This is a genomic window from Arcicella sp. BE140 (genome assembly GCF_031456255.1).
GTDB classification, from domain to species: domain Bacteria; phylum Bacteroidota; class Bacteroidia; order Cytophagales; family Spirosomataceae; genus Arcicella; species Arcicella aquatica.
Window position 1 is genome coordinate 357,715 of sequence record NZ_JAVDUE010000001.1, and the last position, 14,625, is coordinate 372,339.

Below are 14,625 nucleotides of genomic sequence, written 5' to 3' on the forward strand. Positions count from 1 at the left end.
TTCTAAAACTTGCTATTTTACAAGAAAATTCGAGATGACTCATGTTTATATTTACTAACATCCACAAAAACCTTTGTACTGATAAAAGTAGTTTTTACCTCGATAAATTACCTTAATCTTAAAACGATAATACTCTAAACAGCTATCAGGCACTTTCTTGATAAAAGTTTGATGAATCAATATTTTGTATCTTTGATTGGCAAAAGCTTCGGAATAATACTTTGTGCCTTTTATGGCTTTAAAAGCTTCATCTTTTCCCGTCAGATTAAACAACGCTATATTGTCCTCCTCATCAGATTCTGACAAATTAGCAATTGTTGCATTGTTTCCTTTTGTAATATAACAACCAGCATGGTGTTTAGGGTCTTTTAAGGGATGGAATACTGGCTTTTGTGCTAATGTCTGCCATGTAATCAAATGCATCCAAAGCATCATTACAATTTTCATATGAATATTAATTTAGGACTAAACTTATCTTCTTTTCTGAACTTTCAATGATATCCGATTTACCCTTGTTAATAGGTACTACAACCTTCCCATTCAACACAAAGTGATGATATTTTCCCGTCGGAAAAGTAAGGACAAGTTTCCAATCTGATTGTGATTGTTCAATTTTCAAGGTTAAGTTATTACTATTATTGTCATAATGAATACCTATTTCATTGTCACCCACTTTTACATTTTCCAGACTCGCTTGATTCCAAGTACTTGGCATTTGCGGTTGAATTACAATCGTTTTCTCTGAAGCCTTTGGTTGTATCCCGAAAAATTGTTGGACAATAGGAACACCATAACTATATAAATTCCAAGCCTGTGCTACCATTCCATAGTCGGGCGAGACTTCATAAATAGAACCGGGTAAGGCAAAACTAAAGGATTTGGTCATTGCATTCAAATAATGTAATGCCTTATCTGGGCGACCATAATTGTTTTCGGCAATGGCTAATACGCCCGTTGGTAAGGTCATTACGGCTCCAGTATAAGTAAATATCTTCCGATTCAACGAGGTGGGCATTTCGTCTTTCCCTGCTGTTTCGTCTCGGTCGATACCTGTTACAAACACACCAAATGGACTGACAAATTTGCTGGCCGTGTTCAATGCTATAATGGCTTTATCAGTATCAGCAATGCCCATTTCCATAGGAGTATTCACTACCCAATTATGATGAAGCACAAAACCCTGTGAAGTATTAGGAGGCAATGCCGATATTTTATTTTTAGTAATGTTGAGTTCTTCTACTGCCCACGGTTTTTTAAGGGTGTCGGCTCTGATGATGGCATCATCAATTAAATGTAAGGCTTGTTCTTTAGTACCAATAAAATCAGCAAAGGAATTGGCATCAGCCACCCAAAAATCTTTATTGATTTTCTGACGGATTAATTGAGCTTTGGCTGAATACATTGTTGCTAAGGCATTATCATCCATTGCTTTCGCCATTTCAGCAGCATCAGCAAAGGCTTTTTGGGTATAAACCGCTACGTCAATCATTTCTGAGTTCATCCCATGAATTTCCATCATGCCAAAACCATCTGGAAACAAATTGCCATTTGCATCATTCTTAGTCATTAGCCAGTCTAACCCTTTTTTAATAGTTGGAAAATATTTTGCTAAAAACTCCTTATCGCCCGTCCATTGATATACTTTATAAATGAGCGAAGCAAATTGTGGTGTTTCATTGATATTGCCATCGTTAAAAACGGCTCCATTTGTAGAAACTTCATGGAGTATTTTGCCATTATCACTGGTTTTCTTTGAAATTTTATGAATCAAATCAATTGCATTATAAACCACATCTTTTCTGCCTGTGGCAATTAAGCCTTGCAAGGCGTACTCGCCATCTACCCCAAACCACCAAGGATAGTCGGGCAAGCCAGCAGATAAGCCACGACCAATTTCTGGCACATCGCGAATCAACCAATCAGTATCATATTTAACCCAACGAAAGGCCTGTTCTAATTTTTTATCAGGAATTGTCAAACGTGTTTGATGATCAATACCTTCATAGCGTAATCGTTTTTCAGCCAATAATTTTGAAGCATTCGTTTGAACAAACTGATAGGTATCTTTCATCTGCTGTGAAGATTGATACGACCCTGCTATGGTGATAGGAATGGTTTTAGCGCTATTCGCAGAAACAGTGAGGGTAAAACTTAAAGTTGCCCTACAGCCTTTTCCTTGAGGTTGATAATGACAAACAGGAGTTACATTTGCCTTTTTAGCATTCAGCCCACCAAACATGACGAACCAAGGATTTAAGGCATCTTTAGCTATCCAAGTATTGGTGGCTTCATCCCATGTTGCTTCATCATTGCCATCTATCATTCCTGTTCTTTCACCTAGCCAAACAGGGCGTAAATCAGTATAAGTATCAAATAGGAAGGTAAACGTTTTGTCAGTAGCTTCTGTATTGTTAAACGTATATTCTACAACTACGGCTTCTTGCCCGTCAGGTACAAACTGAAAGCGTTCGATAGATAAGCCTTTTACGGCTGATTGATAAGCGTGTTTATTGGCAAAGGGATAATTAACAAATTCTTCAGCATGGGACAAGCAGGTAGATTGCCCATTTATCACAATTGTTCCTGTAAAGCCATCTATTAATTTGATGGGATGGTCCCAAATGCCCCCCATTTCGCCTGCTACGTGCCAACCCAAATCAGGAAACTGTCCGTTCTGATGACCTATCATATACAACCTATCGCCCGCAGTGACATAAGGAGAATTGAGGTATTCGGTTCTTCCTTTAATACTTTCTACATTGGATAATGATTTTTCTAAGTTTAGATTTGATGAAATTTTTTGAGTACAGTTGGTCACCAAGAGGCTTATCCAAACAAGACCAAGTACACTAAATCGCTTTTTAAGGGTATTCATAGATTGTTTATTTATAAAAATGGAGTTGATAATCAATTAACCTGTAGCGTAATTTTTTATTTTTCTACAGGTAATTCAGGGTATTTTCTTGTATAAATATCAGAAAATTTGTGAACAAAATAAGGGAAAATTTCTAAGGAAAATACCATCACTTATGATGAATCATTATTTAAAATAGTATTATTGCAGTCAAGTAATGATTAGTAAATAGTGATTGGTGATTAGTTGTGCTTTGTGCTTGCCTAAAATAGGTTGACATAAATTTCAACATATTTATGAGTAAATCGAAATTAGATTCTAAAAAAAGTATAAGTATTTCAAGTTGCTAGTTATTAATTGTTTACGATAAATGGAAACGTTGCTATAATTTTATTGATTACTTAACAAAAACTTTGTCCAATTAAAAATTAAAAAACCAAATGAAAAAAACACTGTTTATTGTATTGCTCTTGGCAAGCTTTTCAGGCAAATCCCAAAAAAGTAGTTTAAATATTATTCCTCAGCCAGTTGAAATTGAACAAACTGCTGGTTTATTTACCCTTACTAAATCAACCATTGTCAGCTATAATAATGCTTCGGCACGTTCGATGGCTGATATGCTAGTACAGAAACTAAATACACCAACAGGATTTTTGTTGAAAACACAAGAAGGCAAAGGCGGTGCAATACAGTTGATTCTTAATGAAACCAACAATGATAACATAGGTAAGGAAGGTTATACTCTGGTATCAACCACGAAAGCAGTTATTGTTAGTGCTAATACTACGGCTGGTTTATTTTATGGTATTCAAACACTCGTTCAATTATTACCAAAGGAAATAGAAGCCAAAGCTGTTACAAAATCTTCATGGACGATTCCTACGGTAAAAATTACAGATTATCCAAGATTTGCATGGAGAGGAATAATGTTTGATGTGAGTCGTAATTTCTTTTCAAAAGAAGACGTGAAAAAATACATCGACCAATTGGCTAGAATGAAATATAATACCTTCCATTGGCACTTAACAGATGACGAAGGATGGAGAATAGAGATAAAATCATTACCAAAACTTACACAGGTAGGGGCTTTCAGAGTACCTCGTTCAGGACACTTTGGTGACCGTGCTATTCCTAAAGACGGTGAAGCCGCTACGGTAGGAGGTTTCTATACACAAGACGATATCAGAGAGGTAGTTGCCTATGCGCAAGACAGAAATGTTACGATTGTGCCAGAAATTGATGTGCCCGGTCATAGTATGGCAGCAATTGCGGCATATCCAGAATTAAGCTGTAACAAGAATCCAAAAACTTTTGTAAACCCTGGGGCTGCGATGGCCGATTGGTACGGAAACGGTACATTTAAAATGTTGTACGAAAATACGCTGAACCCTTCGGATGAAAAAGTGTATGAGTTTTTAGATAAAGTGTTTACAGAAGTAGCCATGCTCTTCCCTAATAAATATATCCATGTAGGTGGCGATGAATGTTACAAAGGTTTTTGGGCAGCAGACGAAGGTTGCCAAGCATTGATGAAGCAACTCAACATTCGCCATGTGGAAGATTTACAGGGATATTTTATGAATCGCCTAGAAAAAATCTTGAAAGCAAAAGGCAAAAAACTACTAGGTTGGGATGAAATTTTAGAAGGAGGTATTTCGCCAGAAGCTACCGTAATGAGTTGGAGAGGAATTAAAGGAGGTATTGAAGCAGCAAAAATGGGACATGACGTAGTGATGACACCTACAACTTTTGCTTATTTAGATTATAACCAAGGAGAAGCTACTGTAGACCCACCAATTTATGCAGGTTTGCGTGTCAGTAAAAGTTATAGCTTTGAACCTGTGCCTGATGGTGTAGATGCTAAATATATTTTAGGTGGACAAGGAAATATGTGGACAGAGCAAATCCCATCATTGAGATATGCTGAATATATGTCGTATCCAAGAGTGTGGGCGTTGGCAGACGTGTATTGGTCACCGAAAGCATCCAAAAATTGGGATAATTTTGCAAAGCGCATGGAAGCACATTTTGAAAGAGCGGATTTAGCACAAGTGAATTATTCTCGTGCGGTATATGATGCTATCGTAAAAACGACGTTAAAAGATAATAAACTTAGTTTGGAACTAGGAACAGAGTTGGCAGATTTGGATATTTATTATACCATTGATGACACCATGCCTGACAGTTTTTCACCTAAATATAGTTCTATCGTTGACTTGCCAGAAGGTCCTATCACTTTAAGAGTAATTACGTATCGTAGTGGAAAACCAATTGGACATTTGATTACGCTAAAAAGAGCAGATTTAGAAAAGAGAGCTTCAAAGAAGTAATTTTATATTTTTTAAAAGAATAGTATAAAAAATAATGTTTCATTATTCAAGTGTCTTTATTTTCTCAGGAAAAAGGCTTAACTTGAATAGTGGAACATTATTTTTTTATAGGATAATTGTTTTTAATTTGTTTGAACAAATACTACTTTATTGCCTTTAGGTGTGCTACAGGCGTTGTTTAGGAAGGTAGAAGAATTTACTTCATCTCTAAAAAAGAAAAAATAATATTTTTTAACGTTTTCAGCATACTTTAGCCCGATTATTGTTTTAAGAAAATACAAGACAGTCTTTTCCTTATTTATGTATGTTTTGATAACCTACAAGAGAGGAAAATATGATTCAGATAACCACACACACTTTATAAAATTATGAAATTGTCTAGCTTTAATATAACAACCCTTTTGATAATTACTTTTTGGATACCCATATTTGGACAAGTACAAAAACCTCATTTCAAAAGATTTTCAAATACAGAAGGACTTTCACAGAGCCACGTAAGAGCTATATTAAAGGATAGCAAGGGCTTTATGTGGTTTGCCACGGGCGAAGGGCTCAATAAATTCGATGCTTATAATTTTACTGTATACAAACATTCAGTAGATAACCCCAACACCATCAGTGATAATTTAGTATTTGATATATTAGAAGATGACGAAAACAATATTTGGGTAGCTACGGGAATCGGATTGGATAAGTTCGACCGTAAGAAAGAAGTCTTTACACACTGTATTAAAATAGATAAAAGATTAATCGTCAGAGACATTTTTCAGGATAGTAAAAAACGAATTTGGTTAGGTACCAATTTCGGTCTTGTGCTATATAACCCAACAACGGGGAAATATATTTCTTATAAACACGAAGAAAATAATAAGAATAGTTTAAGTAATGATTTTATTTTCAAAATCTGTGAAGATAAAAATCATGAAATATGGATTGCTACGCAAGATGGGCTAAATAGGTTTAATCCAGAAACAAAGCAATTTGTAAAGTATTTTCATGACCCTAAAAATCCTACTAGTATTTCTTCAAGTTTTATCAAAACAGTGTACCTAGACTCTGAAAAGACTATTTGGATTGGTACGCTAGGAGGAGGTATCGCCAAGTTTAATGATAAAACCAATAACTTTACGATTTTTAGACATAATCCAAAGAACCGTAATAGCCTAGCCCTTGATGATATTTTATCTTTTAATGAAGATGAAGAGCATAATCTGTGGATAGGTACGGAAAATGGAGGAATCAGTGTTTTCAATAGAAAAACAAATGGCTTTACAACCATTGAAAATGACCCTAATGATAATTCTAGTTTGAGTAGCAACTCTGTTTATAGCATATACCTTGATAATATCGGAAATATGTGGATAGGGACTTATTCAGGAGGGGTATGTTATTTACCAAAATCAGGGAGTAAATTCCCTCTGTTCCAGCACCAAATAGGTGAAAATAGTCTAAATAATAATATTGTACTGGCCATTGAAGATGATTATAAAGGGAATATCTGGATTGGTACTGATGGAGGTGGGCTAAATAAATTTAATCCAATTACGAATCAATTTTCGTATTTAAAACATGACCCCAAAAATATTAATAGTCCGAGTACTGATTACATCATTTCTGTGTTAGAAGTGGAGAAAGATATATTGGCTTTGGGATATCACAGAGGCGGTTTTGATTTATTTAATACTAAAACAGGAGTATTTACGCATCATCTTCCAGAGGAAAATAACCCTATTTCTATCTCATCTAAAAGTGTAAATATTATCATCAAAGATAAACAAGCAAACCTGTGGCTTGGAACTTGGCGAGGAGGGCTAAATTTCTATGATAGAAAAAAACATACTTTTACCCGCTACATCAATAATCCGAAGGATAACACAACGCTTTGTGATAATGTTGTAACGAACCTGTGCGAAGACAAAAAAGGAAATATTTGGATTGGGACAGAAAATGGACTTGATAAATTTGATATTCGTACCAAACAATTTGTTCATTACAAGCACGACCCTTCAAATCCTAATAGCTTGAGCAATAACCTGATTTACGTTATTATAGAAAATGAACAAGGGGAAATTTGGATTGGGACTGGAAGTGGATTAAATATTTTTAATCCTAAAACCAATGTTTTTACCAAATTGAAAGAGAAGGATGGCTTACCGAATGAAGCAATCAATGCCATTGTAAAAGACAATGATGGGTTCTATTGGATAAGTACGAATAAAGGAGTGTCAAGGTATGACCGGAAGAATAAGGTATTTAAAAACTATGATATTTCTGATGGTTTGCAAGGCAATGAATTTAAAGTACACTCTTCTTTAAAAACACCAGATGGAAAAATATACTTTGGAGGCTCTAACGGATTTAATGCTTTCTATCCTCAGAAAGTAATAGATAATGCATTTGTTCCGCCGATTTATATTACTAATTTTTTCATTTTTAATAAGGCTGTTGAGATTGGCAATAACTCGCCACTTACAAGCCACATTAATGAGACGAAGAAAATAGAACTTGATATGAAACAATCAGTGTTTTCATTTGAATTCGCTGCATTGAATTATACTTTGGCAGAAAAAAACCAATATGCATATAAATTAGACGGTTTTGACAAAGATTGGAATTATATAGGCAATAAACGAGGGGCAACATACACTAATTTAGACCCTGGGCATTATATATTTAGGGTAAAAGCATCTAATAATGATGGCTTGTGGAATAATGAAGGAATAGCGATTGATTTGATTATCACGCCACCCTTTTGGATGACGCTTTGGTTTAGAGTATTGATGGGTTTTGCCATAATAAGTGGTGCTTTTGCATTTTATCGTTATAGGATAGGGCTGGTAAATGTAAAAAAAGCATTGCTAGAAAAGGAGGTAAAACTCAGAACAGCCCAATTAATGCAATCGACGATTGAGGAAAGAAAAGCTAGAAAAGAGGCTGAACAGGCAAACCGCGCTAAAAGTATTTTCTTGGCTACAATGAGCCACGAAATCCGTACGCCATTGAATGGTATTATTGGTGTGGCATCTTTGTTAGAAGAAACACAGCTAGATGAAGAACAACGTAATTATTCTAAAACGATTCATGCTTGTGGAGATGATTTGTTAACGGTAATTAATGACATCCTTGATTTTTCTAAGATTGAATCTGGAAAAATGGAGCTTGAAAAGAAAGACTTTAATATACGTGTTTGTACTGAAGAGGTTCTTGATGTTTTTGCCGTAAAAGCGGCTTCATTGAAATTAGATTTACTTTGCCAAATAGAAGCAGATGTGCCTAATCAAGTAGTGGGAGATAGCCTCAGATTAAGACAAGTATTGTTGAACTTGATAGGAAATGCTATTAAATTTACAGAACAAGGAGAAATTTTTGTGAGGGTATTTATGATTAAAAATGAAAAAGATGCTCCTTTAGAAATAGGTTTTCAGGTAATAGATACAGGGATAGGTATTCCCGCAGATAAAATAGACAGGTTGTTTAAAGCATTTTCTCAAGTAGATTCTTCAACAACCCGTAGATATGGCGGAACTGGATTAGGATTGGTAATTAGTGAAAAATTAGTGTCTTTGATGGGAGGAACGCTTGGTGTTGAAAGTGAGTTTGGGAAAGGAACTACTTTTACGTTTTCAATACAGGTAGCTGAAAGTACATCACCTGAAATTGTAAGTACTATTCTGCCTAAAGCTGAATTTTTAGAACATAAAAAAATACTGGTAGTTGATGATAATTCAACGAATAGAAGTATTTTGAGAGCGCAGTTGGAGCAATGGAAAATGATGCCATTGGTAGCCTCTTCAGGGACAGAAGCATTAACTTTTATTGAGAATGAACAGGAAATATGCATGGTGATTACAGATATGCAAATGCCTGAAATGGATGGAATACAGTTATCGTTAAAAATTAAGTCCATTAAACCACAACTACCCATTATGTTGCTTAGTTCTATTGCTGATGATCAACATAAGGCTTACCCTGATTTATTCTGTTCGGTACTTACAAAACCTGTAAAACAGCATACATTATATAAGAATATACTGACAAATTTAACAATAAAAGAAAATAGAACTTTGACAGATAAAACATTGACTCAACCCGTCGTTCAAAAATTAGCAAATGATTTTGCCGAACGATTCCCCGTATCAATATTGGTTGCCGAGGATAATCCGATGAACCAAAAATTTACCCTTAAAGTATTAAGTAAATTGGGATACGAAGCCGATTTGGCTGAAAATGGGCTATTAGTACTAGAAGCATTTGATAAAAAAGAATATGATATCGTTTTGATGGATTTACAGATGCCCGAAATGGATGGTTTGGAAGCATCTATGAAAATCAGACAAAATACGGCTATCAAACAACCTGTCATTGTTGCGATGACTGCTAATATGATGAACGATTGTCAGGCCGACTGTGATGCAGCAGGTATGGATGATTACATCGGTAAACCGTTTCAGTTAGAGACTTTTGTGAAGCTATTAGAAAAATGGGCTGGACGAATCAAGGAGAATAGAACGCAGGTAGCTAACTAGGCGAGATTAAAATATTGAGGGTTATTTATCTAACAATAACCCTCGTTTACTATTTCTTGAAAAATAAAAGAGGCAAATTACCTTCTTGTATAAAATGTTTTGTTACACTTTCATTGAAAAATCTATCTAATAAAGATTTTTCATGAATAGCTAATACGATAACATCTGGTTTATGATTCTTGATGTAAGTTTCTAGCCCTTCAATAATTTCAGCACGATTGATGCACTTCACTTCTAAGTTATTACCTTGAAACTTATCTTCTAAAAAGCCCTTCATTTCTTGAATGGCATATCCTCCATTAGGCTCAAAATAATCATGAATATGAACAACCTTACATTTGGAGCCTAATGGCTGAGTAGTTGTCAATATTTTTTGAATAGCAGCTACTTCATCGCCTTGAAAATCTGCTGCATACAATAAATGCTGAGGATAGTTGATTGGAGCATTTGCTGGTATAACCCAAACAGGGCAACTAGCAGTTTTCATTACTTCCTGAGAATGAGTGCCTAGCCAACGTTCAAAAATATTGCTAGCACCTTTAGTCCCCATCACAATTAAGTCTGCATGAATCTGCTTAGCTATACTTACAATTTTATCCGTCGCTAAGCCATATTCTACTTTTTGAGTTATCCTTTCAGGAACTAACCCTGATTTTTTAATAAAATCTACTGTAAATTTTTCAAGGTTTTGTTCTGCTTCTTTTCTATTTCTATTGATGAAATTCTCAATATCAGAAGGCAATTGGTATTCAGAAATAGTAGGAATACTATATATGTTCAGTAAAACTACTCTTGCATTAAATAACCTTGCTAGCATACCTGCATATTGTGCTGCATGTTTGGCATTATCACTAAAATCAGTAGGGAAAAGGATCGTTTTCATAAAATTGAAATTTAATTTATGTTTTAAAGTTCCTTTATTAATGAATAGAAAATTATGACTGTACTTTGAATAAAAAATGACATTTATCAGCTTGCCAATTTATTCAAAAACAGTATTTCTTTCATCTATCTGATTACAGATACTCATCATAAAATACCTACGAATATCTGTGTGTTCGTGAATGAGGGCATCTATTAAAGATTTTTCAAAAATCAAAAAGATAGAATGCTCTAGTACTTTTACTGAGTAGGGATGGTCTTTTTCTAAAAGCATTTCTTCTAACCCCAAAAAATACCTTTTGTTTTTAAGGACAACAGCCTCTTTCAAACCGTCTCTTAATTCTACACTTCCATCTTTGATATAAAAAACGTAGTCGGGGTGTTGTCCTTTTCTGTACAAATAGTCACCTTGTTTAAAACTCAGTTGAATACCACTGGACAATATTACTTTTTCTGCTTTATTCATGTAAATGTTTGTTAATCTGTGGCCAAGTTAGCTCTTTTACTAACTTCGCTGAAATGATTTTTATCAATACAATTAATGATAAAATAAGGCTAGAACGAGCTTATAAATAATTGTATCTAATGTATGTAAGGGAGTATTAATTAATCGTATAAACTACTTATTTGTAATAATTTATCGGCTCTCAGAATAGTGATTTCACTTCCACGAGTGCTTACGATTCCCTCCTCTTTAAATTCAGAAAGGAACCTAATTACAGTTTCTTTGGCCGTGCCTACAATAGAAGAAAGGTCTTCGCGAGAAATGGAAATCGAAAAATGTTCAGCTTTTTTGTCGTCATAAGTGCTTTTTAATAAAAGCAAAGCCTCCGCCAAACGTTCTCTGACAGGTTTCATTGCCAAGTGTACCAATTTATCCTGCGTATCCCCCAATACTTTGGCAAGCATCCTCATTAAGTCACTAGCCACTTTTACATTGGTATCAATAAGGTTGTTAAATTCTGTAGCAGATATAAAACAGGCCTGTGTATCATCCAAGGCAATAGCAGAAGCACTATACTTGGTATTTTCAATCAAAGACCGATAGCCCAAAGTGTCTCCTTTCTTCACAAGCCTTATTACCTGTTCTTTGCCATCAGACCCTAGTCTGCTTACTTTTACTTTTCCATTGAATACACAGAAGAGCCCTAAAGGACGATTCCCCTCATGAAAAATAACCTGTCCTTTTTTATAAGTATTGAAGCATTTGCTATCGTTGATATGGTTTAATTCATCATGAGAACAGTTTTTGAAAAGTGACGAATTCTTGAATTCGCAATTATTACAGTTGGGAGTCATAAATTTTCTGGATTATTATCTTCGAAATTCCCTATTTATATCTCTTTTGTAAATGACTTTAATCAGTTTTATCAATTGCTTTACTCATGTTTTACAAATTGTTTAAAGATGAACTTTGATTCATCAAAAATCAATTTTGTGTTTTGATACAGAGCTTTTGGGATTCTTGCTCATAAAATAAACGCTACTCACATGATTGCCACTACCGATATAGCTCAACTTTGTTTTCATTGCGGAAATGAATGCCCCGACGACCATATTCATATAGAAGAGAAGTTTTTTTGTTGTGATGGATGCAAGACAGTCTACGAGATTCTAGACCAGAACAATCTTTGTAATTATTATGAAATAGAAAAAAAAGCTGGTAATACTCCTCAAATTTCACGGTTTGATTTTTTAGATAATCCTGAAATTGCCAAAACACTATTGGATTTTCAAAATGAAAATATTTCGAAGGTTACTTTCTATATTCCTACCATACACTGTAGCTCATGTTTGTATTTATTGGAAAACTTATTCCGTTTGCACGAAGGCATTGAGCGTTCGCAGGTAGATTTTTTAAAGAAACAAGTAGCCGTCACCTTCAATCATAATGTAGCCCAACACGGTATCAGCTTTCGTCAATTAGCCGAATTGTTGAGTTCAGTAGGTTACGAGCCTTTGATGTCGTTGAATGATGTAGTGAAGGAAAAACAAAAGCCCAATGATAGAAAATTACTTACACAATTAGGCCTTGCTGGTTTTTGTGCGGGCAATATTATGCTCTTTAGCTTTCCTGAATACTTAGGGCTACAAGACGATACCTATAAATTGCTTTTTGGGTATTTAAACATCGTATTGGCAATACCCGTAGTATTCTACTCAGCTTCTAGCTACTTTGAATCTGTCTACAAAAGCCTTCGCAAAGGTATCGTAAACATCGATTTTCCTATCTTATTAAGCATATTGGTCGCTTTTTTCAGAGGAATCTATGAAGTTGTTTTCAATCATGGTGCGGGCTATTTTGATTCTCTTACAGGCTTAATTTTCTTTTTATTAATCGGCAAATGGTTCCAACAAAAAACATATCATTTTCTGTCTTTCGAACGCGATTATAAATCCTATTTCCCTTTGGCGGTTACTCGTTTAGTGATGGGCGTGCAAGAGTCTGTTTCAGTAAGTGCTTTAAAAAAGGGAGATAAAATTTTAATAAGAAATGGCGAGTTAATCCCTGCGGATTCATTGTTGTATAAAGGTGAAGCTAGGATAGACTATAGCTTTGTAACAGGAGAAGCTGCCCTTGAAAAAAAAGAGCTGGGCGATTTTTTATTTGCTGGAGGAAGGCAAGTAGGAGGGACGATAGAAATGGAAGTGCTAAAAGATGTATCTCAAAGCTACTTAACACAACTTTGGAACAATGATACGTTTCAGAAAGAGCAACAAAGCCGTATCAAAGTATTTTCCAATTTAGTAGGGAAATACTTTACTTTTGGTGTGTTGACATTAGCATTTTCAGTGGCTACTTATTGGTATTTTCAGGATTCAAGTAAAATGTTGAATGCTTTTTCAGCGATATTGATTATTGCTTGTCCCTGTACACTGTCGTTGAGTTACCCCTTTGCACTTGGTAATGGGTTAAGAATATTGGGGAAACAGCATTTCTATTTAAAGAATGGGGATGTTATTGAAACGATGGCTAATTGCGATACCATCGTTTTTGATAAAACAGGTACAATCACAACTTCGGAAGGAGCCAAGCCACACTTTCAAGGAAAACGCCCGTTGTCAGTTTTTGAAGAAATGTTAGTGGTTTCTTTAGCGCATAATTCATCGCACCCTATTTCGCAGAAGATAAAAGAAATATCGAAAGAAAAACAAATTCTAGCCATTGAAGGGTTTAAAGAAACCCTAGGTAAAGGAATTGAAGGTAAATATCATGGACATTTAGTAAAGTTGGGGTCTGGTAATTTTGTCAATCCATCGCTTGAAAAAGAGCTTAATTCTTTCTCTGCTTCGGTCGCTCATTTATCCATTGATGACGAATACTTAGGCTATTTTGCTTTGCCTAATCATTACAGGGCAGACATTGAAAAGACCATAAAAAACCTTGGTGAAAATTATGAAACATATTTATTATCAGGCGATAATCAGCATGAAAAGACCCATATAGAAAGTTGGTTTACCTCAAAAGAGCATTTGCGTTTTGAGTGTAGCCCTCATGAAAAATTATCTTTTATCCTTAAGCTACAGTCCCAAGGCAAAAAGGTAATTATGATAGGAGATGGATTGAATGATGCTGGTGCTTTGAAACAGGCAGACATAGGCATTGCCGTGACGGATGATACGCTGAATTTTACCCCAATGAGTGATGGGATTTTATCAGCAGAGCATTTGAAAGACTTTCCAGTCTTTTTGAAATACAGTAGATTTGCGTTGAAGCTTATACGTTTTAGTTATATATTTTCACTAATGTACAATTGTATTGGGTTAACTTTTGCTGTACAAGGTACGCTCTCGCCAATTGTAGCGGCAATTTTAATGCCTTTGAATTCAATTACATTAGTAGGAATAGCTTCAATAGGAATGGTTTTTAAAGGAAAAAGCCTTTTTAAAGAAAAGTAATCTTTTGTAAAATACCTTTAAAATTCCTTGGTACAACTGTGCCCACCCTAAAAAATATTTCAATTCGAATTTTTGAAAACATCAGCCCAACATATTTGAACAATTTGTACAAAATAACTGGGTTGTCGTAATT

The 14,625-nt window shown here is 35.0% G+C and carries 8 protein-coding genes; 3 read left to right on the forward strand and 5 right to left on the reverse strand.

Annotation, left to right across the window (positions count from 1 at the left end; all coding sequences use genetic code 11):
- Positions 1-54 precede the first annotated feature (54 nt).
- On the reverse strand, positions 55-447 hold the full coding sequence (locus J2Y60_RS01505; protein WP_309912442.1) for a hypothetical protein: 393 nt from the start codon (positions 445-447) through the stop codon (positions 55-57).
- A 7-nt stretch (positions 448-454) separates the two neighbouring features.
- Positions 455-2,875, reverse strand: a complete 2,421-nt coding sequence (locus J2Y60_RS01510; protein ID WP_309912440.1) for a glycogen debranching protein — start codon at positions 2,873-2,875, stop codon at positions 455-457.
- A gap of 419 nt (positions 2,876-3,294) precedes the next feature.
- Between J2Y60_RS01510 and J2Y60_RS01515 the strand changes: the two genes are divergently transcribed.
- Both J2Y60_RS01515 and J2Y60_RS01520 read left to right on the forward strand, forming a co-directional pair.
- Positions 3,295-5,184 (forward strand): family 20 glycosylhydrolase, encoded by a 1,890-nt coding sequence (locus J2Y60_RS01515; protein ID WP_309912438.1) that lies wholly within the window; start codon positions 3,295-3,297, stop codon positions 5,182-5,184.
- 401 nt (positions 5,185-5,585) lie between these two features.
- On the forward strand, positions 5,586-9,710 hold the full coding sequence (locus J2Y60_RS01520; RefSeq protein ID WP_309994522.1) for a two-component regulator propeller domain-containing protein: 4,125 nt from the start codon (positions 5,586-5,588) through the stop codon (positions 9,708-9,710).
- Positions 9,711-9,759: 49 nt separating this feature from the next.
- Here J2Y60_RS01520 and J2Y60_RS01525 read toward each other — a convergent pair whose 3' ends face one another.
- The 3 genes from J2Y60_RS01525 to J2Y60_RS01535 all read right to left on the reverse strand — a co-directional run bounded on the left by J2Y60_RS01525 (position 9,760) and on the right by J2Y60_RS01535 (position 11,891).
- Entirely contained in the window at positions 9,760-10,593 is an 834-nt protein-coding gene (locus J2Y60_RS01525) for a universal stress protein (protein ID WP_309912434.1), read from the reverse strand.
- A gap of 99 nt (positions 10,594-10,692) precedes the next feature.
- Positions 10,693-11,058, reverse strand: a complete 366-nt coding sequence (locus J2Y60_RS01530) for a cyclic nucleotide-binding domain-containing protein (RefSeq protein ID WP_309912432.1) — start codon at positions 11,056-11,058, stop codon at positions 10,693-10,695.
- Positions 11,059-11,198: 140 nt separating this feature from the next.
- On the reverse strand, positions 11,199-11,891 hold the full coding sequence (locus tag J2Y60_RS01535; RefSeq protein ID WP_309912430.1) for a Crp/Fnr family transcriptional regulator: 693 nt from the start codon (positions 11,889-11,891) through the stop codon (positions 11,199-11,201).
- Between the two features lie 192 nt (positions 11,892-12,083).
- Between J2Y60_RS01535 and J2Y60_RS01540 the strand changes: the two genes are divergently transcribed.
- On the forward strand, positions 12,084-14,492 hold the full coding sequence (locus J2Y60_RS01540; protein WP_309912428.1) for a heavy metal translocating P-type ATPase metal-binding domain-containing protein: 2,409 nt from the start codon (positions 12,084-12,086) through the stop codon (positions 14,490-14,492).
- Positions 14,493-14,625 lie beyond the last annotated feature (133 nt).